General features: G+C 64.2%; 25 protein-coding genes. 4 read left to right on the forward strand and 21 right to left on the reverse strand.

What is annotated here, in order from left to right; genetic code table 11:
• Positions 1-2: 2 nt before the first annotated feature.
• From AABA86_RS01030 to AABA86_RS01065, 8 genes are all read right to left on the reverse strand, one after another.
• Positions 3-743 carry an ABC transporter ATP-binding protein gene (locus AABA86_RS01030; protein ID WP_212248880.1) on the reverse strand — a complete coding sequence of 247 codons (741 nt, stop codon included), beginning with the start codon at positions 741-743 and terminating at the stop codon, positions 3-5.
• Positions 740-1,588, reverse strand: a complete 849-nt coding sequence (locus tag AABA86_RS01035; protein ID WP_212248879.1) for an ABC transporter ATP-binding protein — start codon at positions 1,586-1,588, stop codon at positions 740-742. The genes AABA86_RS01030 and AABA86_RS01035 overlap by 4 nt, the downstream gene beginning before the upstream one ends.
• Positions 1,588-3,411 (reverse strand): ABC transporter permease, encoded by a 1,824-nt coding sequence (locus AABA86_RS01040; protein ID WP_212248878.1) that lies wholly within the window; start codon positions 3,409-3,411, stop codon positions 1,588-1,590. Before AABA86_RS01040 ends, AABA86_RS01035 begins: the two co-directional genes overlap by 1 nt.
• A 54-nt stretch (positions 3,412-3,465) precedes the next feature.
• Complete coding sequence (locus tag AABA86_RS01045) at positions 3,466-4,623, reverse strand: ABC transporter substrate-binding protein (protein WP_212248877.1); 1,158 nt, start codon at positions 4,621-4,623, stop codon at positions 3,466-3,468.
• 59 nt (positions 4,624-4,682) lie between these two features.
• Positions 4,683-5,261 carry an alkylhydroperoxidase domain protein gene (locus AABA86_RS01050; RefSeq protein WP_338305449.1) on the reverse strand — a complete coding sequence of 193 codons (579 nt, stop codon included), beginning with the start codon at positions 5,259-5,261 and terminating at the stop codon, positions 4,683-4,685.
• Positions 5,262-5,275: 14 nt separating this feature from the next.
• Complete coding sequence (locus AABA86_RS01055; protein ID WP_445083447.1) at positions 5,276-5,875, reverse strand: CMD domain protein; 600 nt, start codon at positions 5,873-5,875, stop codon at positions 5,276-5,278.
• Positions 5,876-5,913: 38 nt separating this feature from the next.
• Positions 5,914-6,948 (reverse strand): putative FMN-dependent luciferase-like monooxygenase, encoded by a 1,035-nt coding sequence (locus tag AABA86_RS01060; protein WP_338305451.1) that lies wholly within the window; start codon positions 6,946-6,948, stop codon positions 5,914-5,916.
• 150 nt (positions 6,949-7,098) lie between these two features.
• Positions 7,099-7,893 carry a MetQ/NlpA family ABC transporter substrate-binding protein gene (locus tag AABA86_RS01065; RefSeq protein WP_338305452.1) on the reverse strand — a complete coding sequence of 265 codons (795 nt, stop codon included), beginning with the start codon at positions 7,891-7,893 and terminating at the stop codon, positions 7,099-7,101.
• A 209-nt stretch (positions 7,894-8,102) separates the two neighbouring features.
• Here AABA86_RS01065 and AABA86_RS01070 point away from each other — a divergent pair, with 209 nt between their 5' ends.
• Together AABA86_RS01070 and AABA86_RS01075 are read left to right on the forward strand one after the other, a co-directional pair.
• A complete protein-coding gene (locus AABA86_RS01070) occupies positions 8,103-8,489 on the forward strand; it encodes a hypothetical protein (RefSeq protein ID WP_338305453.1) in 387 nt (128 codons plus the stop codon).
• 174 nt (positions 8,490-8,663) lie between these two features.
• A complete protein-coding gene (locus AABA86_RS01075) occupies positions 8,664-10,454 on the forward strand; it encodes a peptide ABC transporter substrate-binding protein (protein WP_338305455.1) in 1,791 nt (596 codons plus the stop codon).
• Positions 10,455-10,514: 60 nt separating this feature from the next.
• Here the strand turns inward: AABA86_RS01075 and AABA86_RS01080 are convergent, their stop codons facing one another.
• Complete coding sequence (locus AABA86_RS01080) at positions 10,515-11,081, reverse strand: hypothetical protein (protein WP_338305456.1); 567 nt, start codon at positions 11,079-11,081, stop codon at positions 10,515-10,517.
• A gap of 1,216 nt (positions 11,082-12,297) precedes the next feature.
• On the opposite strand from AABA86_RS01080, the gene AABA86_RS01085 reads away from it, so the two are divergent.
• On the forward strand, positions 12,298-12,672 hold the full coding sequence (locus AABA86_RS01085; RefSeq protein ID WP_338305458.1) for a hypothetical protein: 375 nt from the start codon (positions 12,298-12,300) through the stop codon (positions 12,670-12,672).
• 204 nt (positions 12,673-12,876) lie between these two features.
• Here AABA86_RS01085 and AABA86_RS01090 read toward each other — a convergent pair whose 3' ends face one another.
• From AABA86_RS01090 to AABA86_RS01120, 7 genes are all read right to left on the reverse strand, one after another.
• The gene (locus AABA86_RS01090; RefSeq protein WP_338305459.1) at positions 12,877-14,904 is read right to left on the reverse strand and encodes a S8 family peptidase; all 2,028 of its coding nucleotides are present in this window, start codon (positions 14,902-14,904) and stop codon (positions 12,877-12,879) included.
• A 46-nt stretch (positions 14,905-14,950) separates the two neighbouring features.
• Positions 14,951-15,181: a hypothetical protein gene (locus AABA86_RS01095; RefSeq protein WP_338305460.1), complete on the reverse strand. Its 231-nt coding sequence runs from the start codon at positions 15,179-15,181 to the stop codon at positions 14,951-14,953.
• A gap of 60 nt (positions 15,182-15,241) precedes the next feature.
• Positions 15,242-16,420 carry a hypothetical protein gene (locus AABA86_RS01100; RefSeq protein ID WP_338305461.1) on the reverse strand — a complete coding sequence of 393 codons (1,179 nt, stop codon included), beginning with the start codon at positions 16,418-16,420 and terminating at the stop codon, positions 15,242-15,244.
• A gap of 86 nt (positions 16,421-16,506) precedes the next feature.
• Positions 16,507-17,331 (reverse strand): AfsR/SARP family transcriptional regulator, encoded by an 825-nt coding sequence (locus tag AABA86_RS01105; protein WP_212248865.1) that lies wholly within the window; start codon positions 17,329-17,331, stop codon positions 16,507-16,509.
• Positions 17,332-17,994: 663 nt separating this feature from the next.
• Complete coding sequence (locus tag AABA86_RS01110) at positions 17,995-18,282, reverse strand: DUF2934 domain-containing protein (RefSeq protein WP_212248864.1); 288 nt, start codon at positions 18,280-18,282, stop codon at positions 17,995-17,997.
• A 203-nt stretch (positions 18,283-18,485) separates the two neighbouring features.
• On the reverse strand, positions 18,486-18,671 hold the full coding sequence (locus AABA86_RS01115) for a hypothetical protein (RefSeq protein ID WP_212248863.1): 186 nt from the start codon (positions 18,669-18,671) through the stop codon (positions 18,486-18,488).
• A complete protein-coding gene (locus AABA86_RS01120) occupies positions 18,668-18,829 on the reverse strand; it encodes a DUF2934 domain-containing protein (protein ID WP_212248862.1) in 162 nt (53 codons plus the stop codon). The genes AABA86_RS01115 and AABA86_RS01120 overlap by 4 nt, the downstream gene beginning before the upstream one ends.
• A 550-nt stretch (positions 18,830-19,379) precedes the next feature.
• Here AABA86_RS01120 and AABA86_RS01125 point away from each other — a divergent pair.
• Positions 19,380-19,583, forward strand: a complete 204-nt coding sequence (locus tag AABA86_RS01125; RefSeq protein WP_246550346.1) for a hypothetical protein — start codon at positions 19,380-19,382, stop codon at positions 19,581-19,583.
• Between the two features lie 31 nt (positions 19,584-19,614).
• Here the strand turns inward: AABA86_RS01125 and AABA86_RS01130 are convergent, their stop codons facing one another.
• The 5 genes from AABA86_RS01130 to AABA86_RS01150 are packed head-to-tail and all read right to left on the reverse strand — an operon-like array spanning position 19,615 to position 25,240.
• Positions 19,615-20,616 (reverse strand): formate dehydrogenase subunit gamma, encoded by a 1,002-nt coding sequence (locus AABA86_RS01130; protein ID WP_212248860.1) that lies wholly within the window; start codon positions 20,614-20,616, stop codon positions 19,615-19,617.
• Between the two features lie 39 nt (positions 20,617-20,655).
• A complete protein-coding gene (gene fdh3B, locus AABA86_RS01135) occupies positions 20,656-21,252 on the reverse strand; it encodes a formate dehydrogenase FDH3 subunit beta (protein ID WP_007592757.1) in 597 nt (198 codons plus the stop codon).
• Between the two features lie 12 nt (positions 21,253-21,264).
• Entirely contained in the window at positions 21,265-24,207 is a 2,943-nt protein-coding gene (locus tag AABA86_RS01140) for a formate dehydrogenase subunit alpha (protein ID WP_212248859.1), read from the reverse strand.
• A 14-nt stretch (positions 24,208-24,221) separates the two neighbouring features.
• Positions 24,222-24,431: a twin-arginine translocation signal domain-containing protein gene (locus AABA86_RS01145; RefSeq protein ID WP_212248858.1), complete on the reverse strand. Its 210-nt coding sequence runs from the start codon at positions 24,429-24,431 to the stop codon at positions 24,222-24,224.
• A 29-nt stretch (positions 24,432-24,460) separates the two neighbouring features.
• Positions 24,461-25,240: a molecular chaperone TorD family protein gene (locus AABA86_RS01150; RefSeq protein ID WP_338305462.1), complete on the reverse strand. Its 780-nt coding sequence runs from the start codon at positions 25,238-25,240 to the stop codon at positions 24,461-24,463.
• Between the last annotated feature and the right edge of the window lie 41 nt (positions 25,241-25,281).

Raw genomic sequence — 25,281 nt, forward strand, 5'->3', positions numbered from 1 at the left:
CGCTACGCAGCCTCGGAGCCGCCGAGATAGGCGTCGCGGATGCGCGGGTCGTCCTTCAGCGCCCGCGCCGGGCCTGACAGCACGATCTTGCCGGTCTGCAGCACATAGGCTTCATGCGCGATCTCCAGCGCGAGGCTGGCGTTCTGCTCCACCATGAATACCGAGACGCCCTCCTGGTTGATGGTCCGGATCAGCTCCAGTACGCGGTCGACATAGAGCGGCGACAGGCCCATGGTCGGCTCGTCCATCACGATCATCCTGGGACGGCTCATCAGCGCGCGCGCCATCGCCACCATCTGCTGCTCGCCGCCGGAGAGCGAGCCCGCGCGCTGCGACAGCCGCTGGCCGAGTTTCGGAAACAGCCCGAGCATCCTGTCGAGATCCTGCGCGATCGCCTCACGGTCGTTGCGCACGAAGGCGCCCATCAGGATGTTCTCGCGCACGCTCATGTCCGCGAACAGCCGCCGCGCCTCCGGCACCGAGGCGATGCCGCGGCGGACGATCTGCGGCGTCGAGAGGCCAAGCAGCGAGGCACCGTCGAACGTGACATCGCCCGAGCGCGGCTTCACCAGTCCTAGAATGATCTTCATCGTCGTCGACTTGCCGCTGGCATTGCCGCCGAGCAGGCAGACGATGTGGCCGCGCGCGACTGTGATCGACAGGTCGAAATGCACCTGGGCCTGACCGTAGAAGGTGTTGACGTTGGATAGCGCCAGCAGCGGTTCGGGTGTGCTCGCCGTCATGCTGCGCTCTCCTGCTCCGACGCCCCTGATAGCCCATGGCCGAGATAGGCTTCGATCACCTTGGGATCGCCACGCACGGCTTCGCCCGGCCCTTCCGCGATCTTCTTGCCCTCGTCCATGACGATGACGCGGTCGGAGAGACGCATCACCATCTCCAGCTTGTGCTCGATCAGGAGGATGGTCAGCCCTTCCGCCTTGAGCTCGGCGACGAGGCCCTGCATCTCCGTTGTTTCCGTCGGGTTCATGCCGGCGGTCGGCTCGTCGAGCAGCAGCAGGCGCGGCTTGAGCGCGAGCGCGCGCGCGATCTCGACGCGGCGGCGGTTGGCGTAGGACAGGCTATAGGCGGGCTGGTCGATCCGCGGCAGCAGCCGCTCGCCGAAGCGGGCGAGGATGGCCTTCACCTCCTCGCGCAGCCGCTCTTCTTCAGCCCTGACGCTCGCGGGCCGCAGCAGCGCCAACCCCAATTCCAGCAGCGGACCGATCACCGGCACCGCCGGCTTCACCGCACGCAGCCGCGTGTGCGCGCCGATCAGGACGTTGTCCATGACGCTGAGATTGCCGAAGACGCGGCCGAGCTGGAAGGTGCGCGCGATGCCCTGACCTGCGAGCCGCTCCGGCGACAGGCCTGTGATGTCGTGTCCTTCGAAGCGGACCGTGCCGGCGTCGGGTCGATCCAGCCCGGTCACGAGATTGAACAGCGTGGTCTTGCCGGCGCCGTTGGGGCCGATGATGCTGATCAGCTCGCCTTTGGCGAGATCGAGATCGATGGCATCGACCGCAGTGAGGCCGCCGAAGCGCCGCGTCAGCCCGCGCAGGGACAGCATGTTCGTGTGCTGCTCTGCCATCAGATCGTCCCCAACAGGCCTTGCGGCCTGAACCGCACGAGGAGCAGCAGCACGATGCCGTAGATCAGGATGCGATACTCCGCCGCGATCCGGAAGACCTCGGGCAGCCCGACCAGCGCGACCGATCCGAGAATTGCGCCGACGACATTGCCGAGGCCGCCCAGAATGACCACGGTCAGCGCCAGGATCGATTGCTGCGTGTTGAAGGTCTCGTGGTTGATGTAGGAATAGAGGTGCGCCGCGATGCCGCCGCTGATTCCGGCAGCGAACCCGCCGAAGATGAAGGCCAGCGATTTGTAGCGGTTCAGGCTGAGACCATAGGCACGCGCAGCGATGTCGTCGTCACGAATGGCGCGAAAGCTGCGTCCGAGATGCGAGGTCAGCAGTCGCCCCTGCAGCAGCGCCAGCACGACCATCACCGCGAAGCTGAACCAGTAGATCGACGTCGGGCTGATCAGATCGTAGCCGAACAGCGACAGCGGCGGGATGCCGGAAATGCCGATCGGGCCCCGTGTGACGCTTTCCCAGTTCAGGATCACCAGCGACACGATCTCGCCGATGGCGAGCGTCGCGATCGACACATAATGCCCGCGCAGCCGGAACGACGGCGAGATCAGCGCCGTGCCGAGCGCGGCGCACATCAGGCCGCCGCCGATGATCGAGAGGCCCACCGGCACGGAGAAGGTCAGCGACAACAGCGCGGAGGTGTAGGCGCCGATCGCGAGCAGCGCGGCATGGCCGAGCGAGACCTGACCGATCGTGCCCGCCACGAGCGTCAGGCTGAGCGCGAGCATGCCGAGCAGCCAGGCGTTGATCAGGGTCTGCAGCACGTAGAATGACACCGGGAAGAGCGGCAGGACCGCGAAGATCGCGGCCGCAACGGCCAAGGCCCAGCGCGGAATGCGCACCGGGCGGCTCGGCGCGATGAAGGTGCCGGTGAGCGGCTCGGGCGGCGCCTGCCGCGCGCTCGCGAACAGGCCGTTCGGCCGCAACACGAGCACGACAACCAGCAGCAGGAATGCGAACAGATTGCGGTAGCTGGTACCGAACACCGCGACGCCGTAGCTTTCGACAAGGCCCAGCAGCAGGCTGCCGATCACCGCGCCGGGCACATTTCCGGCGCCCCCGACCACTTCGGCGACGACGCCCTTGAGCGTCGCCTGCAGGCTCATCGCGGTGTCGATCTGGTTGTAGTACATGCCGACCAGCATGCCGGAGACGCCGCCGAGCGCGGCGGCAATGCCAAACACCGCCTGATTGACGCGGTTGACGTCGACGCCCATCTGCATGGCGGCATCGCGATCCTGCGCGGTGGCGCGCACCGCCCAGCCGAGCTTGGAGTAGCGCAGGAACACGAACAGCAGAATCGCGCTGGTGAGGCCGACGCCGGCGATCAAGAGATCGAGCGGGCCGATGGTGCCGCCACCGACCTGGAAGCGGACATCCGGCAACTGGCTCGGCAGCGCGCGCGGATTGGGCGAGAAGGTCAGCATGACCAGCTGATCGAGCACGAAGCTGATGCCGATCGTGGCGAGCAGTGGGGCGATACGCACCGAGTTCTGCAGCGGCCGCAGGCCGAACCGTTCGATGATCAACCCGACGATCGCAGCAGCCACCGCGACCACGATGATGGTGAGCGGCAGCGGCGTATGCAGCTGCACCACCGCGACCCAGCCGATATAGGCACCGACCAGGTAGATCGACCCTTGCGCAAAGTTGATCAGCCGGCTGACGCCGAAGATCAGCGCGAGCCCGACCGCAACGAGGGCGTAGACATTGCCGACGATCAGCCCGTTGATCGTGTAGTCGAGCCAGGAAGACACGCAGCATTCCTACTGAAGGGAGAACGGGTCGGAGCGATCACTCCAGCCAATAGGTCAGGTCGGTTTGCCGTCCCAGAGCGCGAACTGGCCCTTGCGCACGACGAGCTCGGCGTTCATGGCGCCCTTGACGCGGCGGCTCTCGACGTCGAACGTCGCCGAACCGAAGATGACGCTGGAGACGCCCTTCACTTTCGCGAAGGCATCGCGGACCGCACGGCGGTCGGTGCCGCCGATCTTGACCACGGCGGCCGCCATGTTCATGGCGTCATAGGAATAGGCGTTGAAGGCGTCCGGCTCCTGCCCGCCGTATTTCGCCTTGAAGCCGGCGATGAACTTCTTCACCTCGGGCCTGGGATCCTCGGGGAAATAGCGCGTGCCGAGATGGACATCCTCGACCGCCTCGCCGCCGAGCTCCAGGAATTTCGGAGAGTAGACCGAGCTTGCGGCGCAGATCACCTGCTTCAGGCCGACCTGCCGCGCCTGACGTGCGATCAGCGCGCCGTCGGAATAATAGGAGATCAGGATCAGCCCGTCCGGACTGGCGTCGCGCACGCGCACCAGCGTGGAGCGGAAGTCGCGCTCCTCCGCGATGTAGCCCTCGGTCACCGCGACCTCGGCGCCGTATTCCTTCGCCGCTTTGACGAAATAGTCGCGGCTGGTGCGGCCCCAATCGGTGTTGAGGTGCAGCACCGCGAGCTTCTTGAGGCCGAGACGCTTGACGGCATAGGCAGCCAGCAGGGGCTGCTCGTCGGCCTGGCTGACCGACGTGCTCCACATGAAATCGCCACCCTTGGTGAAGTCGGGGTGCGAGTTGGTGAAGCCGAACTGCACGAGGCCGCCGCGCTGATAGATCGGCGAGGCCGCCATCGAGGCCGGGCTGGAGAAATCGCCGAGCTCCATGACGATGCGGGGATCGGAAACGAATTTCTGGGCGATCGCCACCGACTGGCGCGGATCGCTCTGGCTGTCTTCGAACTGATAGGCGAGCTTGCGCCCGTTGATGCCGCCGGCCGCCATGATCTCGTCGAGCGCGAGGTCAAAGCCCTGCTTCCACTGCGTGCCATATTGCGCGTTCGGCCCCGTCAGGGGACCGCTGACGCCGAGCAGGATCGGTTCGGACGATTGCGCGAAGGCGCCGCGCGAGACGGCCGCTCCCGCCATCATGGCGGCAAGAGAGCCCTTCACCAGGCTACGACGATCGATGTTGCTCATGCACGGCTCCATCCACTCAATGTTGAAACAAGCAGCAATTCCCATGCCGCCGAGATTGCCTATTTCGAGGGCTCGCCGAGCGACAGCATCAGCCGGTTCGCCCAGTTGAAGAACGAGGCGCCGTTGATGACGTCGACGATCTCGGCATCGTCGAGGCCGGCACGGCGCAGCTCCGCGATATTATCGGGCCCGAACGCGATCGGCGTCGCGGCCAGCGCCACCGAGGCCTTGACCACGGCATTCCAGCGCTCACCGAGATCGGCCTTGATGCCCTCGTCGAGCAGACGCTGCACGTCGTCGCGGCGCTTGGAATAGGTGCTGGCAAAGCGCGCATGCACGGAGGCGCAATAGATGCAGCCGTTGTAGCGCGAGGTCGCAGCCGCTGCGAGCTCGCGCTCGGCACGCGGCAGGCCGTCGGCAACATTATAGAAGATGTCCTTGTCGGTCTTGGTACGGGCCTCCAGCACTTCGGGATCGCGCACCAAGAGACGAAAGTATTCCGACTTGGCGCGCGAGCGATCGACCAGGCCCGAGTAATGCCGCTCGGTCAGCTCGGCCTCGGGCAGCGGATCGATCCAGGAGACCCAACCGAGCTCGTCCAGGGTGAAGACGACGGGTGGATTGACGGTGGCGCTCATGATGCAGCCTCCTCTTATGCGTTCGCCGCGGCAAGCGTGCGCAAGCCGCTGACGACGCGCACCTGGAACGACAGGAACGCGACGAGCTGGGAGAAGGTGACGATCCCGGTGTTGGACCAGCCGGCGTCAAGCAGCGCCTTCATGTCGGCGGACGCGGCATCGCGCGGCCGGAACACCAGCAGATGCGCATGTTCGAGCGCGGCTGCGAGCCGCGTGCCAAGGGAGGACTTGCTCGCCGCACTTGCGCGATAGATCAGGCCGGCCGTGTTCTCGACCGACAGCGGACCGGCAGGATATGAGCCATAGGGACCCGAGGTTCTGCCCCGCGCGATCTCGGCGCCGATCGCCTCCAGCAGGCGCGCACCGTCCGCGTCTGCGGCGAGCTTCTCGCGATAGAAGGCGGCGACGGGGGACTCGCCATGGAGCCCGGTCACGAAGGCCGCAACCGCCCCGCGTTCGGTCAGCGAGAAATCGCCGGCATCAATCGGCTCGAATAGCGAGAGATAACTCTTCTGCGCATTCTCGCGCGCCTGCAGGCGGCGGGCGCGGATGGCGTCCAGCGCCGAGCCGGACTCGATCCCGGCGAGTGTGTCGATGATATCCTGTGTTGCCATCATTCAGCCTCGTGCAACGCGATGCTCTTCATGTCCGATCAGCCCGCCAGCGCCACGTCGGGCGCCGTCCGGGTCCAGCCCAGCGCGGGTGCGACCTTCTCTGCGACGAGATCGATCGAGCGCAGGACGTGGGGATGCGGGGCATCGACCGAATGCACCTGGAAGACGAGGTCGGTCACCCGCTCCAGCGTGGCGTCGGTGCGCAGCGAGGCGATGACGTGGTCAGCATCGCCGACATGGGTGTCGAATGCCGCGATCATCTCCTCCAGCGTCTCGCCGGGGGGAAGATGACCGCCCTTCATGAATTGCGGCAGCGCGCGGCGCAGGCCGATATCGGCAAGCCGCAACGCCTCGCGATGATCGTCGGCGACGAAGACGCTGCGCGAGGCCATGATGCGCGGCTCGGCTCCCTTCGGCAGCGCTTCCAGATAGGCGTCGATCACCGGGTTCTGGATCTCGGCCAGCGTCGCCTTCGGCGCCTCCTCGGTGCGCGGCTGGGTGCGTGACAGCAACAGGCCATCGCCGGCCTTGCCGGCGCGCGCGCCGCCGGCGACGGAGAACGTGGCCTGCCAGATCCGCTTGTCCAGCTGCGGCCGCTGCGGATAGATCGTGTCGCCACCGTCGAGCGGCTTGCCGACCAGGGCCGTGCGGACGACCTCCAGATTGCGCGCAAAGATCTCGTTGCGCTGGGCGCTGTCGAGGCCGAAGGCGGCAAAGGCCGACGGATTGCCGCCGGTGCCGACGCCGAGCTCGAAGCGGCCGTTGCAGATGAGATCGAGCACCGCGGCGTCCTCCGCCACCCGCACCGCATTCTCCAGCGGCAGCGTGACGATGCCGGTGCCGAGGCGGATGCGCGAGGTCTGGGCTGCGACGTAACCGAGAAAGGTGAAGGGCGACGGCAGGCCGCCTTCGCGCTCGTGGAAATGATGCTGGGCGATCCACGCGGAATCGAGGCCCGCTTTCTCGGCGCGCACGATCTGCTCGGCCGCGAAGCGATAGCGCTCGGCGGGCGGGGCCTCGTCGAGCAGCCGCGTGAAGAACCCCAGGCGTTTCAGATTTGCAAAGCGTTTCATGCGACCCCTGTCGGACTGGGATGACCAGGCTGCCGATGATGTCGGGTACTGCGGCTCCAGACAAGCGGGCATTGCGCAAGGCTCATACGCAAGGCTTATAGGCAAGGCTGCCCGCCGGATCGCCCTTTGCGCTGGAGCTGGGCAGATTGCCTACCAGCTCGGCAGCACCGCGCCCTTGAACTTGGTCAGGACGAACTCCTTGACCTCCGGGCTGTGGTAGCTGTCGACGAGGATCTTGACCCAGGGCTTGTCCTTGTCGGCGGCGCGTACCGCAATCAGGTTGACGTAGGGGCCCTTCGGGTCCTCGCGCAGGATCGGATCCTTGACCGGATCGAGGCCCGCCTGGGTTGCATAATTGGTGTTGATCGCGGCGGCATCGACATCGTCGAGCGCGCGCGGCGCCTGCGCCGCATCGACCTCGATGAATTTCAGCTTCTTCGGGTTCTCGGTGATGTCGAGCACGGTCGGCTTGAAGCCGGTGCCGTCCTTCAGCTTGATCACGCCCTTGTCGCGCAGCAGCAGCAGCACGCGGCCGCCATTGGTCGGATCGTTCGGGATCGAGACCTTGCCGCCCTCGGGGATGTCGGCGAAGGCCTTGTGCTTCTTCGAGTAGACGCCGATCGGGAAATTCACGGTCAGGCCGACGGCCTCGATCTTGTAGCCGCGGTCGGCCTTCTGGTTGTCCAGATAAGGCTGGTTCTGGAACGAATTGGCCTGGATCTCGCCGGCATCGAGCGCGGCGTTCGGCACGACATAATCGGAGAATTCGAGCAGCTGGATGTCGAGGGCCTGCTTGGCGGCGATCGGCTTCACCGCCTCCAGTATCTGCGCATGCGGGCCCGGTGTCACGCCGATCTTGATGGTCTCGGCGGTGGCAGCTGCCGACCAGGCGGCGAGCGCGGTCGCGAGGATCAGGGGGAGGCGAAACGACATCTTGGTCTCCATGGCACGGCACGAATGATGGGAACCGTATTCGCTTCTCCGTCGAATGAAATCAATGAAATGGAAAACCATATTTGCCGCCCGGCGCGGACAACGCTTCTCCGTTCGATCTGATGTGGGGAACGAACGCGCCTGTGCAAGCGTGAGGCGCATCACGGCACGGCAGTGCCCAGAGAGCGAGATTGCCGGCACAATCAGCCCGGAGTTTCGCCATGACCACCCTCGCCGCTCCCAAGCTCGCCGGCCAAAACCGGCTCGAATGCTTTGCGCTCTATGCCGTGCTGCAGGGCCTGCCGATCTATTCCGGCGTCGCGCTGCTGATCAAGCTGATCAATGCGCCTGAATTCGCCGGCGAGCCGTTCGGCGCCGCCATCTTCATTGCGACGGTGACGACCTTCCATGGCCTCGTGACGCCATGGCTGGGGCCGAAGTTCCCGCATTTCTTCAGGCACAATTTCGAGCCGCTGTTCGCCGATCCGACGCTGTCCTTCTCCGAGAAGGTCTCGCGCTGGCTGGCGCAGCCGAAGGCGGCGCTGCAGCTGCTGAGCAACGCGCTGCTTTTGTCGGTGCTGGCGATCGGCGTCGCCAGCATCGGCTGAACCGGCTCGCCGCCCAGGTGCTCTCGGGCGGCGGTCCGTCTCGTGGCCCGCAAGAGCTCTCCCCGTCGTCATTTCGTCGCATGGCCTTGCGGCCACGCCGGCATTGCCGCCCCGTGCACGATGCAACATGATGGCCGCCGGCGACGATTTGTCTTCGCGGTGGAGGGTCATCTGATGAACGAGAGCGAAATCCGGGGTCTGGTCGCGGAGGTGAAGCAAGGCACGCTGTCGCGACGCTCGTTCATCCAGAAGGTGGCCGCGGTCGGAATCGCAGCGCCCATCGCCAGCCAGATCCTGGTCTGGCACGACGTGGCGATGGCGGATGCGACGTTGCCCTACAAGCCGACCAAAGCCGGCGGCGGCGGCCCGCTGAAGATCCTGCTGTGGCAGGCTCCGACCCTGCTCAATCCGCATTTCGCGCTCGGCACCAAGGACCAGATCGCCTCGCGCATCTTCTTCGAGCCGCTCGCCGGCTGGGACAAGGAGGGCAATCTGATCCCCTGTCTCGCCGCCGAGGTGCCGACCAAGCAGAACGGCGGGCTTGCCGCAGACGGCTTGAGCGTGGTCTGGAAGCTGAAGCGTGGCGTGAACTGGCACGACGGCAAGCCCTTCACCGCCGACGACGTCGTCTTCACCTGGCAGTACGCCGCGGACCTCGCAACCGCAGCCTTCACCTCCGGCTCCTACAAGGACCTCAAGGTCGAGAAGATCGACGACCATACGGTCAAGGTGATCTTCAAGGCGCCAACGCCGTTCTGGGCCGACCCGTTCGTTGGCGGCCAAGTCGGCCAGATCCTGCCCAAACATCATTTCGGCGACTATATCGGCGCCAAGTCGCGCGAAGCCCCGGGCAATCTGAAGCCGGTCGGCACCGGGCCGTACAGGTTCGTCGAGTTCAAGCCGGGCGACATGATCCGGGCCGAACGCAACCCCGATTACCACGTCAAGAACCAGCCGCATTTCGACACGCTCGAGGTCAAGGGCGGCGGCGATGCGGTGTCCGCGGCGCGCGCCGTGCTGCAGACCGGCGAATACGACTTTGCCTGGAACATGCAGGTGGAGGAGGAGGTCCTCAAGCGCATGGAGGCGGGCGGCAAAGGCAAGCTCGACATCACGCCGTCCGGCAATGTCGAGTTCATCATCCTCAACACCACGGATCCCTGGACCGAGGTCGACGGCGAGCGTTCCAGCGTCAAGACCAAGCATCCGACGCTGTCCGATCCCGCCGTGCGCCGGGCGATCAACCTGCTGATCGACCGCGATTCGATCCAGAAGTTCATCTACGGCCGCGGTGGCATCGCCACCGCGAGCTTCGTCAACGCGCCGAAGCAGTTCAAGTCGCCCAAGCTCAAATACGAATTCGACGTCGACAAGGCGAGCAAGATCCTCGACGAGGCCGGCTGGACCAGGGGCGCGGACGGCATCCGCGAGAAGGACGGCAAGAAGCTCAAATACGTGTTCCAGACCTCGACCAACGCCCCGCGCCAGAAGACGCAGGCCATCATCAAGCAGGCCTGCCAGAAGGCCGGCATCGAGATCGAGATCAAGGCGGTCACCGCCTCGGTGTTCTTCTCCTCCGACGTCGGCAATCCCGACACCTACTCGAAATTCTATGCCGACATGGAGATGTACAACACGACGCAGCCGCAGCCCGATCCGGAGCGTCTGCTGAACCAGTGCGTGTCCTGGGAGATCGCAACCAAGGACAACAAATGGCTCGGCCGCAACAACTCGCGCTGGTCCGATCCCGAAGCCGACAAGGCCTACAAGGCCGCGCAGAACGAGCTCGACCCGGTCAAGCGCGCCGCGCTGCTGATGAAGGTCGACGAAATCTTCTGCGAGGCCCACGTGTTCCTGCCGCTGCTCTCGCGCCCCGTCGTCAACGCCGGCGTCAACAACCTCATGGTCGACATGTCGGGCTGGGACACCATCACGTGGAATCTGGCGGCGTGGTATCGGGTCTGAGGGGGACCGAGGGAGCGCGGCGAATGCCAGCATGACATCGTCACGCTGTTTGCGCGCGCATCAGCTGCGGGCGTCGAGCTGGCTGCTCCGGCCGGACGCGGCGGCCTGCTGCGCGGCGTAGGCAGATGCCGCGCCCGATGCCGGCGAATAATGTGAAAGGGATTCGGCGAGCTCTTCGGCGGCGTCGGTGAGCTGCTTCATGATCGCGGCACTGTCCATGGGCTGCTTGCCCTGGGAATGCCGGACCTCGAACGAGATTCCGTTCGGCAGATCGACATGGATCATGTCGAGTCCGACCGCGGCGGGCGTCCCGTCATTGCCGGCCTGATCGGCGCTCGACGACGCCGGCTGCCCCAACGTCTGCTCGTGCGCGAGTGCCTGCACGAAATCCTCGATGGACTTGAGCGCCTGACTATCGAAGCCACCGCCGCCGAAGTGGAAGACGCCGACCGACATGCCGTTCGGCAGGTCGACCTTGATCTCGTCGTAAGGCGTGCCGTCCTGCAGCAGGGACGAGAAGGCCAACGCGCCCGTCTTGGAGTCATCGGCCGATTTGGATGGGCTGGCTGAGAATGGCGAGCCCGCCGCGCTGCCACCACCGATGCTGCTCAAACTGCCGACACTCATACCCGAACTCCACTGTTCATTTGCGAACGCAGCTTCTGCGTGCAACGCGCATGCCAGCTCGCGGATTCATGTTCATCAAGGACTTATCGCCAATTGCAGACGGCAGGCCCGTCGCGCCGGCAAATCCGTCCCGGCAGATTCTGCCCATGCGATGGACGAGATCGTGCCACGCAGTGCCGTAGCTTCCCCAACCTTGTCATTGGCATCGCCGCTCACTCTCGTGTCCCGGACAAGCTGCAACGCGCAAGCGCTGCGGCGCAGAGCCGGGACCCAGAGCAACATGGCACAGCGCCGATAGATGGGCCCGGGCTCTGCAGCGCACCGCTGAACCGGACCATGCTTCGCATCGCCGGGACAGCGCTGCGCAGCGTCCGGGGCACGAGACCATCTTTCATCGATTCCCAAATCGCAGACGCGCCATTTCGTTCTCGCGGCGCGTTTCGCCCGAGCTTTGCTTCATCTCGCTACCCTCTAAAGCCAAGAGGGCGCAGGGAAGGCCGGGTGCCAGCTCGCACCCGCGGTCCGCTGCGCGAAATGCACACGCAGAGAGAACCGCACAGCAGCATACAGGTGGTGCCGATCACTCGGCCTTCCCTGCGCAGTGGCTGGACGGCTTATGCCGTGATCTCCCGGGAGCCGACCATTCCTTTTGGCCTCCCTCGCCCCTGCGAATTTGGATGATGCAGTCTGCCCGGTTGGGCTCGCTCGCACCTCCGCAAGAGCTTGACCGTAGCAACGACGGCCAGGACCACACGGTTTTGCCGTACGCACGGCCCGCCATGTCGCCGCAGTTTTCCCGGGCCCCGTCGACGAAGCCGGAAACTTACAGACGAGACGAAGCCTGGCAGCGCCGTCGTCCGCACGCGGCCACGGACTCACAGGGACTACCCGCCCTGCCCGCACCTCTCGCGCCGACGCTGCCGCGTCCACCGCAACCCCGGCTCGCGACAGTGACGACACATAGTCGCCCCTCTTGGGTGAGCCGGGATGAACGACACATACGTCGAAACCGAATTTCGGTAAAGTGGAATATTTTTGTGGGGCGGGGTTGACGGGTGGCGACACAGGGGCTCGCCGGACGGTTAGGCGCAATAACCAAGCGGTGGGACCGCCTGCCATACCCACAGTTTAATGCGACTATTTTTGGTACTTACCTTAATTGACGTATTAAGAAAAGATTGCTATTTAGCGTCCATTGATTGAGGGAGATATTTCTATGTCCAAGGCCAAGACGTTCATCGACTACGCCTTGCAAGGCTTCTATCGGCAGGAGCGAAGGAAAGCGAAGGAGAAGAAGTTCTTCGAGATCAGCAAGGCTAATCTCGTGAAGGTGCTCGGAGGCAGCGCCCGTCTGGGATCTAGCCAGCGGGAAGATTTGCTCGACGCTTGCGTGCGGCAGGGCATCGCTATGGTCGAATTGGCAGACCGATTCTACTTCTTTGATCCTGAGCAACTGCCCAAGGAAGCCGTGTTCAACATGAATGGCAAGGTGACCCAGCTAAAGAAGATCACCGATGAATACGATCGGCTGAAGCGCAGCGAAGCTGACAAAGCTTGGTATGACGAGTTTGGGGGCGAGGAAGACGAGTAGGATAGACAAATTGCAGCCCGTAGGATGGGTGTTGCGAAGCGAAGCCCATCATGACATTTCCGATGCGGAGACATGATGGGTTTCGCAAGCGCTCTACCCATCCTACGACCCGCGCTCTTCCAAATCCCCCAACAGCGCAACAAACGATCGGGGCACAGCGGCGACTGCCGCTGTGCCCCTTTTCGCAAATCACATTGACCCGCGTTACAGCAATCCGACCTTGTGCATGATCTGCCGGATCTGGGCCGGATCGGGATCCATCATCGTGGGGACGAATGTCGCGCTCGCCGTCTGTGCGGGACCGCGGGCGACGTAGCTCGAGCCGCTTTGCGTGGGATCGACGGACTGCAGCGTCATCGCGCCTGCCGTTTGTGCCGGACCGCGCGCCACTGAACCGGCACTGGCCTGCACCGGAGCGGCGGACTGCGGCGCCGGGGCGCTCGCCGGAACCATGCTCGGTGCGTCCGCCGGCGGCAATCCGAGCAGACGACGCAGCGTTGCCAGCGAAGGATCGGTTGCCGACGCAGCGGCGGCAACCGGGGCGACGCCGGTTTCGAGGCCGAGCGCCCGCATCGCGTTCGGCAGTCCCGCACCGGTCCGATTCGGGTCGCCGAATTGCAGCGGTGTCGCGGTTTCCTTCAGGATCTGGAACAGCCGCTCGACACGGCGTGCGTCGCGATTCTGGAAGTTGCCTTTGGTGAAGTCCGGATGGTGCGCCAGCACGAGCGCGGCCAGTCCCGTGACATGTGGCGTCGCCATCGAGGTCCCGTCCCATGCACCGAAACCATCGGCGGGAAGCGACGAGACGATCCCGACACCGGGCGCGCAGACGTCGACCTCCGGTCCGAAGCAGGAGAACTTGGCCGGGAAATATCCGTCGCGGCTCTGGAAGCCGTCGAGGGCTTGCTGCGAATGATAGCTGTCATCGGGGAATTCGCCCCACTTGCCCAATGCGGCGACCGCCAGGCAATGCGGCGTCGACGCGGGAAACTGCACCGGCCCCGACGAATTGCCGGCAGCAATGATGCAGGCCATGCCCATCTGCTTGGCCCGGATGATGCGGTCCTCGATGATTTGCGACGGCTCGCCGCCACCCAGGCTCATATTGGCGACATCGATGCCGTGCTCCATGCAGTAATCGAGCGCAGAGACGAGATCGCTGAACCGGCCGCCCGGGAAGATGCGGCAAACATGGATTTCCGCCGCCGGCGCGAAGCCGCGGATTCCGCCACCGGGGCCGACCGGACCGCCGGCGATGATTCCAGCGCAATGCGAGCCATGGCCGATCGTGTCGACGGTCCACGCCGCCTTGTCATTGCCGACGATGCTGGTGCCTACCGTGATGCCGTGCAGGTTGCGATGGGTCGGCGCCAGGCCGGAATCGATCACCGCGATCTTGATGCCGGCGCCGTCGAAGGACGGCGGCAGACGATCGAGGCCCATCGCGCGCTCACCCCAGCCCATCAATTGCTGGCCGGGGAAGTTGCGCAAGACCGCACCGAGCGCCCTCACGGCGATCCGGTTGACGCTGTTGGGAACGAGCTGCGGACGATCGAGCCAGAAGGTCCAGTAGTCGATCTTCGGTTTGACCAGGATCGAGCGAATGGTCTCCGGCGATTCGCCCTGCAGAGTCACCGTGGCACGGCCGGCGGCGTCGGTGATGCCCTGTGCCGGCCACATGCTGCCGAACACATAGACCTCGGCTTCGGGCAGCGGGCCGTCCTGACCCAAGACTTCGATGGTTGCAGTGAAGCCGTCGGCCAGCGGCGTCAGCACGCCCGGATTGGGAAGCTGCGGCGTGGTCGGATCGAGCATGTAGGTCAGCCGCTCGTCACGCTCCACCGCGCAACGCCCCTGGGCCTGGGTCTGCAGCAACTTGGCCTTGTCGGGAGTCATCTTGGCGAGAACCAGCGGACGGAGCGGCGCTTGTCCAAAGTCCGCGCTCTGAAATCCGAACAGGCGCGGCGGAGAGACCGTTTTCACCACTTCGATGTCGGGGCTGTTGGTGAGCTGCTGGGTCAGAAAGTCGACACTGAAGGTCGCAAGCCCGGGCTGCTGCTGCGGCGCGATCATGAATTGCGATCGGCGCGATACGATCGTTGCGGGCTCCTGCCCTGGTGCCGGTGACTGGCTGCCACCGTGTCCGGGATCGGCGCCGTTGGCGTTTGCCGCCGCTCCGGTCGCATCGTGCTCGCTCTGCCCGGAAGTTCCTGGTTTGCCTCTCGTGGCCATTGCGGCCTCCTTGATGTTTTGCGTGTCCAATGTTTGCCGACCGAAATCAGTCGGCATCGAATGGCTTCAGCGCTGAATCCGGTTCGACCACGAGCGTGGCAAACGTCGATTTCAGGCGATCGGCCTGTGTCTTCGTCATCGAAAGGATGACGACGTCGGGAGCGACCTGCGCTACTCGCGTCACGCCGGGTTCACGCTGCAGGTGTTCGTTGAGCTGACCGGATTGGACCGGGTCTCCCTGCACGATGAAGTGCTGCGACGCGTTTGAATCCGCCATCTGGCTTCCAATCATTCTGTGCGCAGAGGCGGGCTTGCGCCCGCCCTCTGCGTGTTGGGTCTAGTGCATCGTGCCACCGGGCTGGCCGGCGTTGAAGACGCCGAGTTGGCGACCGATATCCAGGCCGGTCTGGGCACCCTGGCCGATCTTCTTCAGCACGCTCCAGAAGCTCTGCAGCTCCATGTCGGTCGGCGGTGCGGCTGCCGGCTGCAGACCGGGCTGGCCGGCGCTGAACACGCCGAGCTGGTGGCCGATATCCAGGCCGGTCTGGGCACCTCGACCGATCTTCTTCAGCACGCTCCAGAAGCTCTGCAGCTCCATGTCGGTCGGCGGTGCTACCGCAGCCGGCTCCAGGCCGGGCTGGGCACTGAAGACGCCGAGCTGATGACCGATATTCACACCAGTCTGCACACCCTGGCCGATCTTCTTCAGCACGCTCCAGAAGCTCTGCAGCTCCATGTCGGTCGGCGGTGCTGCCGCGGCGGGCTCGAGGCCGGGCTGGGCGCTGAAGACGCCGAGCTGGTGACCGATATTCACACCGGTCTGCACGCCCTGGCCGATCTTCTTCAGCACGCTCCAGAAGCTCTGCAGCTCCATGTCGGTCGGCGGCGCTGCCGCGGCCGGCTGCAGGCCCGGCTGGTCGGCGCTGAACACGCCGAGCTGATGACCGATATTCACACCGGTCTGCACACCCTGGCCGATCTTCTTCAGCACGCTCCAGAAGCTCTGCAGCTCCATGTCGGTCGGCGGTGCTGCCGCGGCGGGCGCCAGGCCGGGCTGGCCGGCGCTGAAGACGCCGAGCTGGTGACCGATATTCACACCGGTCTGCACACCCTGGCCGATCTTCTTCAGCACGCTCCAGAAGCTCTGCAGCTCCATGTCGGTCGGCGGCGCGGCCGCGGCCGGCTGCAGACCGGGCTGGCCGGCGCTGAACACGCCGAGCTGGTGACCGATGTTCACACCGGTCTGCACGCCCTGGCCGATCTTCTTCAGCACGCTCCAGAAGCTCTGCAGCTCCATCTCGGAGACCTGCGCCGCCCCTTGCGGCATGTCCGGACCGGCGGAAAACGGCAGGAAACCTCCGCCGATATTGCCGACGACACCGCCGATGGTCTTTCCCTTCTTGCCGCCGAGCAGACCACCGATAACGCGTCCGGCCGCACCGCCGAGGATGGAGCCGAAAATCCCCTGCGGGTCCAGTTGGCCGTAATCCTCGTACTGCTGCTGTGTTCCAGTCATGATCAAAATCTCCTGATGAAGTGCCTGACCCGCGAGCGACACGCGCTTCCCGAAGGGAGTCGGGATCACTGTGCGGGCGGCTAGAGCTACGACAGGGATCGTGATGCAGGCGTCACGTCGAGCGTGAAAGTTGCGTCAAAGTTTTTGGCGCGGGGCAATTTGAGTGAGGCAGATCGCGGGGACGCGCAGAACATGCGGCGAATCTCGCGCTGCAGCTGTTCGGTCTCCTGCTCCGGCACTGCGCGAACGTCCCGCCACAGCACGGAGCGGCACAGGTCATACTGGCGCAACGCGTCGGCACGGCGACCTTGCTGCGCATAACAGCGCATCAATATGCGATGGACCCCCTCCTGAAGCGGGTCGATCGCGAGAATGCGCAGCGCGAGCGCAATCGCGATATCCATGTGTTCGCGCTCGTCGGCGTCCAGCAGGCCCGCAAGCGCCTGCATCGCCAGTGTTCTCAGTCGCTGGCGCTCGGCAGACAGCCAGGCCTCGAATTGGCAAGACGTCGAGCCGAGGCCCTCGAGAAGGTCGCCTCGATAAAGCGCCGCCGCACGGGCCAACCGCTCGGGATGGCCTTCCCTCAGCAGGCGCTCGAATTCCCAGACATCGGTACTTATCGTGGTCGGGCAGATACGGATGTCGTCGCGATCGGCCGAGATCACATCGGAATATTGCGGCAGCACGCGCCGCAATGTGAGCAGAGCTTGTCGAAGGCTGGCACGCGCGCGATCGCTGAAGTGACCGTCCCATAACAGGGTGGCGAGCTTGCCGCGTGAAATGGCCCGTGGGGAACTGAGGGCGACATAGCCCAGAAGAGTCGCAGCCTTGCGGCTGGGGATCGATACCGACTCACCGGAAGCAGAAACTACTTCGACACCGCCGAAGAGATTGATCTGGAGCAGCGACATTGTCCTAATCCTTCGGTCATTGTCCTCTGTCCCTCATTTCATCCACTGGCGAACATTTTTTTCTGATCTTCTGATCTTCCGATCTTCTGATCACGATCACCAACGATGTGGACAGCACCCACCGCCCACACGTCATCGACCAAGTCGAAATGCTCTCGCGGCCACCATACAACCTGAATTAGACAAAGCAACGGATGACGCCTGGCATCGTGTCAGCAAATTGTGAGACCGCTCATTTTCAATGTGTGAGGTAGCCCATAGGCAGAATGGGAATTGTAGGCGCGGCGATTGCTCGCATTTGATGCGTTCGGTGATTGCGAACACGGAACAGCTGCGCGAGCTTGCATGATATGTCACGCCAAACGTTGTGCAAATGTCGTCCCGCCGCTGCAAAGGTTGCGTCAGTCGTTCCACGAATGCGCGTGTCGTGCACTTGGCTGCGCTCAAAGCCGGAACCGCAGAGACGCAACCTCGCACCAGGGGCGTGCGTCAGAGAGTCGCTGCGTGTGCGTCAGCCACAGTCACCGATTTCTTCTGGATGGAAACTCGGACGACGGCGGAGAGGGAGGGGTTCCCCCTCGCGCTGCGCCGCAGGCGGGACACGAGCCCGGGCATGACGGCCTTGCAAAGGCCCGGATGGATGCCCCTCCATCGCGCCGGGAGCTATCGTTTCGAGGACGTATCGGAGCCCCTCCGCTCCTCGCGCTCCTCCTCGAACTGCCGCTCCGCTTCGAGCCAGAACTCCAGCTCGCGATGGCTTGGCCGTCCCGCCTGCTCCCAGAGCTCGTAGGCGCGTGCGCGTACCTGGCCGCGGCGCATCATGCGGCGGAGCTTTCGCTTCAGCTCCTCGGCAAAGCTTCGGAAGCGCTGGCCGGTGGTTTCGTCCCTGACGAGCGCGGCCGCTCGCGTGGCGAGTTCGATCTGGTGCTCTATCTTTTTCTGCTCGTCCACCACCGACACTGCCGTGGGAAAGGATTGTTGTCAGAGCCCGTACTGTTCGGAGATTGAATTCCTTTCGGGGATAGTCTGTTCCCAACGCAGCAGCGCGTCGGATGGCTCGGGCTGGCAGGAGGGTCGAGCGAAGCGGCAGCCGTCTGGTTTCGCAAGGGCTCACCCCATCCTGCGCACCATCACGTCGAGAACGCCGACGCAGCTCAATGCCACGTCGTGTCGGCTTCGACGATCACCACTCTGACTTCCGGATCCTCGGTCGTGTTGCAGGTGCAGGGCATGCCCTCACCGCAGCGGCAGCCGCCGAGCTTCTCGCTCCAGGCCCGGAGCGGATGGTTCTCACAGACCCATCCCAGGCCCTGGCAAAATGGGCACTTCTTGTCGGTCACAGCGTATCCGGCGTCCGCAACGTGTTCGACTTATCCTCGTTGCGCAGCTCTTGCTCGGCCGCGTTCCAAAATTCCTCTTCACGGCCTTCGGGCTTGCCGTCTTGCTCCCACAAGCGGTGCGCGCGTTCTCTGATCTCTTGCTCGGTCGGCTCGGACAATTGCATCTCCTCTCGTGAAGCACGGCCCCACCCTGGGGGGTATGGGGGGCTTGGAGGCGGGGCCGTGCAGGCCAGCGATCGGCGGCGAGGCTGGCCCGCGGATTCAAGCTTTGATCGTGCCCGGGAGTTCCTAGTCGCGCGCGCCAGGCGACGCGGCGCGCCAGCGCGGCGTGGGCCCAAACCTTGTGGTCCAAGCCTTGTGGTCGAAGCCTTGTGGTCGAAGCCTTGCGTCGAAGCCTTGCGCGACAGATATCGGGAGCGGGTTGAAATTGTTGGTAGCGGGAGAGCGCGACTGCCTTTCCCCACACCCATCGGAGCTGCGATACCCTATTCAGTCTTCGGCGTGAGGGCCCTCTCAAGGTTGAGCCGAGTTTTGCGCTGGAGGGGTCTACTCCGAGGCCAGGCCTGAGCTGACGCCGGCATTCGGCGCCCATCCACCGCCGGGTTCCTTCAACAATTGTGGAACCGCTGGCTGTGAAGTGGCTCACATCGCGCGAGACAATCCAGGTGTATCCGTTGTGCCGGGTGGAAATGGCAGACGGAGATGCGCATGAAACGCCTCATGCTCTCGCTCATTGCAGCCTTGTTTCTCGCCGGCACCGCCACTGGCGTGCTCAGATCGCACGCATTGCTCCATTTCGGTCAAAGCGGCATGCCATCCATCCAGGACATGCAGACGGCTCAGTCCGGCAAGCTCCCCGAACAGGAGATGCAGGACCGCTCCGTCCTGTTTGCGAGAGAGCCGGCTCAGTAGAGCGCACCGTCCGCTCTCAGGCCGTCCCGCTCTACTCGGCCGCCGCGGTTGCGGGGTGCGGCCGTCCGTCGTTCGGTCCCGTTCGCGCCCTCTGCTCGTCGAGCCAGAGGCTGTGATGTTCGCGCGCCCAGTTGACGTCGACCTCGCCTGAGCCCATCGCCTCGAACGCACCTTCCATTCCGATGGTGCCAATATAGATGTGCCCGATCATCGCCGCGACAAACAGGACGGCCACAATGGAGTGGACGATCTGGGCCATCTGCATGGCCTCGATCCCGGTCATATAGAACGGGAACATCAGCGCGTACCCCGTGATTGCAACCAGACCGCCGCCGATCACGACGATCCAGTAGATCATCTTCTGGCCGGCATTGAAGCGATAGGCCGGCGGATGATCGTGACCGATCAGGCCGCCGCCGCGCCTGGCCCAATCGACATCCACCTTGTTCGGGATATTGCCGCCGACCCACATCAGGAAGATCAGGACGACGCCGATGGTGAACGGGAAGCTCAGATAGTTGTGGGCGTACTTTGCCCATTGCGACCATTCGGAGAAGGCTTCGAAGCCGATCAGCGGCAGCAGCAATGGCCGGCCGAACGTGATGTTCAGCCCGGAAATGGCCAGAACGATGAAGCAGGTTGCCGTCATCCAGTGCACGAACCGTTCAAACATGTTGAAGCGCACGATGGTGCGGCCCGACCGTCCGGCTTCGAGACGGACCATCCCGACGGAGAGATAGAAGATGACGATGGCCGCGATCATGCCGAGGATGGCAATGCCGCCAATCCAGCGCAATGTCACGTTGCGGAATTCCCGCCATTCCCGACCCTGCGGCTGCTCGAGAACGCCCGACCGCTGATCGGGAATGCTGACGCGACCCTGGATCCGGTTGAGCTCCTGCAAAAGCTGCTGCTCCTTGACCGCACTCGCGGTCGGATTGACCTGCTGGGCACTTGCGGGCGCCGCCATGACCAAGAGGAGCAGCGCGCACGCGCCGAAAGCCAGGCGAATGATCCTTTCAAATGACGCCATCACGTCCTCCCGGTGTTGTGCGCCCTTCGGCCGTCCATTTCAGGACTCGATCGTTTCGCGATACGCGGTTTTCCAGCCCCACGCGCCCGAGCCGTAGCCGCGCTTCATGACGCGCTCCTTGTAGATCTGGGCAATGATCTCGCCGTCGCCCGCAAGCAACGACTTGGTCGAGCACATCTCGGCACACAGCGGCAGCTTGCCCTCGGCCAGGCGGTTGGCGCCGTACTTCTCGTATTCCTCCTTGCTTCCGTCGGCCTCCGGGCCGCCGGCGCAATAGGTGCATTTGTCCATCTTGCCGCGCGAGCCGAAGTTTCCGACCTTCGGATATTGCGGCGCGCCGAACGGACAGGCGTAGAAGCAATACCCGCAGCCGATGCAGAGATCCTTGGAATGCAGCACCACGCCATCGGCGGTGGTGTAGAAGCAGTTCACCGGACACACCGCCGCGCAAGGCGCGTCGGTGCAATGCATGCAGGCCATCGAGATCGAGCGCTCGCCCGGCTTGCCGTCATTGATGGTGACCACGCGGCGCCGGTTGATGCCCCAGGGCACCTCATGCTCGTTCTTGCAGGCAGTGACGCAGGCATTGCATTCGATGCAACGGTCGGCGTCGCAGAGGAATTTCATACGTGCCATCGTCGTTGCTCCTTATGCCGCCGCGATCTGGCAAAGCGTGACCTTGGGCTCCTGCATACCGGTCGCGGGATCGTATCCGTAGGTTGTGATGGTGTTCGCGCTTTCGCCAAGAACGATCGGATCGGTCCCCTTCGGGTAGGCGCTGCGAAGATCCTTGCCTCCCAGCCAGCCGCCGAAATGGAAAGGCATCCAGGCGACGCCCTTGCCGACGCGCTCGGTGACGAGCGCCTTCATCCTCGCCCTGGAATTGTTCTCTGCGCCCGTGACCCAGACCCAGCCGCCGTCCTTGACGCCGCGATCGGCAGCATCGGCCGGATTGATCTCGATGAACATGTCCTGCTGCAGTTCGGCAAGCCACGGATTGGTACGCGTCTCCTCGCCACCGCCCTCATACTCGACCAGACGGCCCGAGGAGAGGATGAGCGGGAACTGCTTGGCAATCCCCTTCTCCACGGCAGCCTTCTGCACCGAGAAGCCGATGTTGGGCATGCGGAACTGCTTGGCATCGGGCAGCGTCGGATATTTCTCGACGAGGTCGACGCGTGGCGTGTAGATCGGCTCGCGATGGACCGGAATCGGATCAGGCAGGCCGAATGCGTTCATGCGAGCCTTGCCATTGCCATAAGGCACGCAGCCGTGCTTGAGCGCAACCCGCTGGATGCCGCCCGAGAGATCGAGCGACCACGACACCGAATCCGGATTGGTCGGATTGACCTTCATGATCGTGGCCATCTCCGCTTCGGTGAGATCGGTGTCCCAGCCGAGCTTCTTCAGGCTCGCCAGCGTGAATTCGGGGTAGCCGTCCTGGATCTCGGAATCCTTTGAATAGGATTTGTCGGCCAGCATGCTGACCTTGCGCGTGGTTCCGTCCGGCAGCTTCTCCTCGCGCTCGATACCGAAGCGTGGTCGGAACGTGCCGCCGCCGTCCATCACCGCGAGATTGGTGTTGTAGAGCAGCGGCGTGCCGGGATGCTTGACCTCCGGCGAGCCCCAGCACGGCCACGGCAGGCCGTAATAATCGCCGCCGACCTCGGGATCGTCCTTGGGCGCGCGCATCGTCAGCATGTCGAACTTCGCCTGGTTCTTCATGTGCGCCTTGAGCCGCTCCGGCGACTGGCCGCAATAGCCGGTCGACCAGCTGCCGCGGTTCATCTCGCGCAGCACATCTTCCGCTTCAGGCAGGTTGTTCTCGACCTTGATCTTCTTGAACATCTGGTCGGCGAAGCCGAGCTTCCTGGCCACCAGATAGATGACCTCGAGGTCGTCCTTGGATTCGAAGATCGGCTTCACGATCTGCTCGCCCCATTGCAGCGAGCGGTTCGAGGCGACGCGAGATCCCTTGCACTCGAATTGCGTGGCCACCGGAAGAATGTAGATGCCATCCTTGCGGCCAGCCTCCACCGCCAGCGACGCCCAGGTCGTGGGATGCGGGTCGGCAATGACGAGCAGGTCCAGCGCCTTCAGGCCCTTGAGAGACTCCGGAATGCGCGTGATGCTGTTGCTGGCGTGGCCCTGAACGAACACGGCCCGCACGTTGTCCTTCTGGGCGATTTGATCTTTCGGCAGCGTCACCGCCTCGAACCAGCGGGTCAGCGGAATGCCGGGAGTTTCCATGATCTGCTTGGAATCAAAGCGCGACTTCAGGAACTCGTAGTCGACTTCCCAGACCCGCGACCAGTGCTTCCAGGCGCCCTCGGCAAGGCCGTAGTAGAACGGTAACGTCACGATATCGAGCCCGACATCGGTCGCGCCCTGCACGTTATCGTGGCCGCGGAAGATGTTGGCGCCCATGCCCCGTCCGCCGACATTGCCGGTCATGAGCAGCAGGATGCAGCTCGCCCGCACATTGGCGGTGCCGACGGTCTTCTGGGTCTGGCCCATGGCCCAGATCAGCGTCGACGGCTTCTCGGTGGCGAACATCTTGGCCACCCGCTTGAGCTGTTCGCCGGGAATGCCGGTGACGCGCTCGACCTCTTGCGGATTCCATTTCTCCACTTCCTTGCGGAGATCGTCGAAGCCGTAGACGCGCTGCTTGATGAATTCCTTGTCCTCCCAGCCGTTCTGGAGGATGTGCCACATGATGCCATAGAGCACCGGAATGTCGGTGCCCGGACGCATCCGCACGAATTCCGTCGCGTGCGCGGCAGTGCGCGTCATGCGCGGATCGATGACGATGAAGTTGGCCTTTTGCAGCTCCTTGCCCTCGAGCAGATGCTGCAACGAAACCGGATGCGCCTCCGCCGGATTGCCACCCATGATCATCTGGGTCTTGGCATTGCGAATATCGTTGTAGCTATTGGTCATCGCGCCGTAGCCCCAGGTGTTGGCGACGCCGGTGACGGTGGTGGAATGGCAGATGCGGGCCTGATGATCGGTGTTATTGGTGCCCCAGAACGCCCCGAGCTTGCGGAACAGATACGAGCCTTCATTGGTCATCTTGGCCGAGCCGAGCCAATAGACGGAATCCGGTCCCGATTTTTCGCGAATCTCGAGGATCTTGTCGCCGATCTCGTTGATCGCGGTGTCCCAGGAGACGCGCGTCCATTGCCCGTTCACGAGCTTCATCGGATAGCGCAGACGCCGCTCGCTGTGCACCAGCTCGCGCACGGAAGCGCCCTTCGCGCAATGAGATCCGCGATTGATGGGGGACTCCCAGCTCGGCTCCTGGCCGATCCAGACCCCGTTCAAGACCTCCGCGGTCACGGTGCATCCGACCGAGCAGTGCGTGCAGATGCTCTTCTTGACGGCGGCGCCGACGGTCAGCGGCCCCGCCGCGGCCGCTTCCGCCTTGCGCACGCCTGAAACCGGCATGGTGCCGAGTGCCGCGAGCGCGCCACCCGCAAGACCGGACCGAAGGAGGAAGGTGCGGCGATCGAGACCGGTGGTCTGGCCTGCCAGGGTGTTCGCGACGGAGCCGCGGCGATCGGAACGCTGGTGTGTTCGCTTGATAAGCACGGGCGGCCTCCCTCTCAAGCCGGGTAGCGATTGACGCGGTAATAGGCCTTCACGTGGTCGGATTCCTTGTAGCGCGCCTTGCGCTTCTCATCGTCCTTCTCGCTGTCCGCTTGCGCGGAGCCGACCAGCGGCGTCGCGAGCGTCGCGCCGGCGCCGACCGTGCCGACGCCGACCTTGCGCAAGAAATCGCGGCGTCCGACCTTGGCTTTGGTTTCCTCACTCATCGCATCTCTCCCGGACCGACGCGCGTCGATCAGTTGGCGAATGTGAATGCTTCCGTCTCGATCCCGATGAAGGTGCGACCGAGCGCGCCGACCGCCCGATAGAAACGGGCGGTCCCGGCGCTCTCGATGTCGGCGAACAGCCGCCCCATCCAGGGCGACACATGTTTTTCGAAGAAGGCGCGCTGGGCATCGGGCGAGACGCCGAAGTGCCCGCCGGCAAGGCCCGACATGATCTCGCACAGGATGGCGGCGGAATCCTCGGGTTCGGAATTGTTGGCAACCCGCTCGATGCCGAGCCTCGCCAGGTCCGCACGCAGGCGCGACAATGGCCGTTCGTTGAGGAAGCCGGTGAGATAATAGGAGGCGTAAGGCAGCAATTCGCCGCGACCGAGCCCCACGAACAGATCGAAATATTCGCGCTCGACCTTCGCTGCGACGGCGCTCGAGGCGGCGTCGGCCAGCATCGCGTGCGCGCGCCCGAGCGGCGTCGCGTCACCGGTCAATGCGGCGAGCTGGTCGAGCAATCGTCTCGACGGCGGCGCGGACAGCAGCATTGCCAGCAGCGCGTATTCCTGCGCACGCGCAGCATCGACGGGATCGACGAGCTCCGAGGAAACGGCTTGTTCGCTGTAGAGATCGGGCCGCAGGTCGTTGCGAGGAACGCCGGTGGCGGTTTCGACTGCAATCACCCGTTGTGCGGGCACGCGAGTCCAGTTCGAGACGGACGGCTGGCTGATACCTATTTTGCGCGCAAGCGGAGCGATGCCGCCTGCGGCATCGATCGCGCGATCAAGCCCGTCATCACGCACGTGGACCTCCCATCCAAGAGTCCCGTCTGCTTGATTTTTTC

The sequence above is a fragment of the Bradyrhizobium sp. TM233 genome (assembly GCF_036247965.1).
GTDB classification, from domain to species: Bacteria; Pseudomonadota; Alphaproteobacteria; order Rhizobiales; family Xanthobacteraceae; genus Bradyrhizobium; species Bradyrhizobium ottawaense.

Coding starts and splice junctions, on each gene's coding strand:
- AABA86_RS01145 (WP_212248858.1), bottom strand. CDS start 24,431: ATGAGTGAGGAAACCAAAGCCAAGGTCGGACGCCGCGATTTCTTGCGC.
- AABA86_RS01045 (WP_212248877.1), bottom strand. CDS start 4,623: ATGAGCAACATCGATCGTCGTAGCCTGGTGAAGGGCTCTCTTGCCGCC.
- AABA86_RS01070 (WP_338305453.1), top strand. CDS start 8,103: ATGACCACCCTCGCCGCTCCCAAGCTCGCCGGCCAAAACCGGCTCGAA.
- AABA86_RS01125 (WP_246550346.1), top strand. CDS start 19,380: ATGAAACGCCTCATGCTCTCGCTCATTGCAGCCTTGTTTCTCGCCGGC.
- AABA86_RS01065 (WP_338305452.1), bottom strand. CDS start 7,893: ATGGAGACCAAGATGTCGTTTCGCCTCCCCCTGATCCTCGCGACCGCG.
- AABA86_RS01100 (WP_338305461.1), bottom strand. CDS start 16,420: ATGACTGGAACACAGCAGCAGTACGAGGATTACGGCCAACTGGACCCG.
- AABA86_RS01050 (WP_338305449.1), bottom strand. CDS start 5,261: ATGAGCGCCACCGTCAATCCACCCGTCGTCTTCACCCTGGACGAGCTC.
- AABA86_RS01095 (WP_338305460.1), bottom strand. CDS start 15,181: ATGGCGGATTCAAACGCGTCGCAGCACTTCATCGTGCAGGGAGACCCG.
- AABA86_RS01035 (WP_212248879.1), bottom strand. CDS start 1,588: ATGGCAGAGCAGCACACGAACATGCTGTCCCTGCGCGGGCTGACGCGG.
- AABA86_RS01090 (WP_338305459.1), bottom strand. CDS start 14,904: ATGGCCACGAGAGGCAAACCAGGAACTTCCGGGCAGAGCGAGCACGAT.
- AABA86_RS01075 (WP_338305455.1), top strand. CDS start 8,664: ATGAACGAGAGCGAAATCCGGGGTCTGGTCGCGGAGGTGAAGCAAGGC.
- fdh3B (WP_007592757.1), bottom strand. CDS start 21,252: ATGGCACGTATGAAATTCCTCTGCGACGCCGACCGTTGCATCGAATGC.
- AABA86_RS01055 (WP_445083447.1), bottom strand. CDS start 5,875: ATGGCAACACAGGATATCATCGACACACTCGCCGGGATCGAGTCCGGC.
- AABA86_RS01105 (WP_212248865.1), bottom strand. CDS start 17,331: ATGTCGCTGCTCCAGATCAATCTCTTCGGCGGTGTCGAAGTAGTTTCT.
- AABA86_RS01080 (WP_338305456.1), bottom strand. CDS start 11,081: ATGAGTGTCGGCAGTTTGAGCAGCATCGGTGGTGGCAGCGCGGCGGGC.
- AABA86_RS01060 (WP_338305451.1), bottom strand. CDS start 6,948: ATGAAACGCTTTGCAAATCTGAAACGCCTGGGGTTCTTCACGCGGCTG.
- AABA86_RS01085 (WP_338305458.1), top strand. CDS start 12,298: ATGTCCAAGGCCAAGACGTTCATCGACTACGCCTTGCAAGGCTTCTAT.
- AABA86_RS01030 (WP_212248880.1), bottom strand. CDS start 743: ATGACGGCGAGCACACCCGAACCGCTGCTGGCGCTATCCAACGTCAAC.
- AABA86_RS01130 (WP_212248860.1), bottom strand. CDS start 20,616: ATGGCGTCATTTGAAAGGATCATTCGCCTGGCTTTCGGCGCGTGCGCG.